We start from the raw sequence: 298 nt of genomic DNA on the forward strand, positions 1-298 counted from the left end.
AATGAAGCACCTCTTGCTAAGATAGAAATATCAATTGAAGGAGGTGCTTTTCTATGCCACATGAAGAACTAATCATCGTGCCCGTAACACTCCATCCTGAAAAAGAAGAACCTATGTTAGCGACCCCACCAGTTCCCTCGGCAACTCCTGTTTTTACGATGAAATCAGGCGGCCTTGAACTTTCCTTCTTTAACGGTGTGGATGAGCATATCATTCAAACCGTCATAAGGGAGTTGAGAAATGAATGAGGCAAGATTATACAGACGTCAAGAACATTTATATTGTTTGTGGAAAGACG

The 298-nt window shown here is 41.6% G+C and carries 1 protein-coding gene; it reads left to right on the forward strand.

Annotated features, from left to right (window positions below):
- Nucleotides 1-53: 53 nt before the first annotated feature.
- Nucleotides 54-248 (forward strand): hypothetical protein, encoded by a 195-nt coding sequence (locus M3210_RS20250; RefSeq protein ID WP_251518118.1) that lies wholly within the window; start codon nt 54-56, stop codon nt 246-248.
- The last annotated feature ends 50 nt before the right edge of the window (nt 249-298 follow it).

Source organism: Oceanobacillus luteolus (assembly GCF_023715655.1).
Taxonomy (GTDB): Bacteria; Bacillota; Bacilli; order Bacillales; family Amphibacillaceae; genus Oceanobacillus; species Oceanobacillus luteolus.

Bases quoted from the DNA above. Each gene is read 5' to 3' on its own strand.
- M3210_RS20250 (WP_251518118.1), top strand. From the start codon at position 54: ATGCCACATGAAGAACTAATCATCGTGCCCGTAACACTCCATCCTGAA.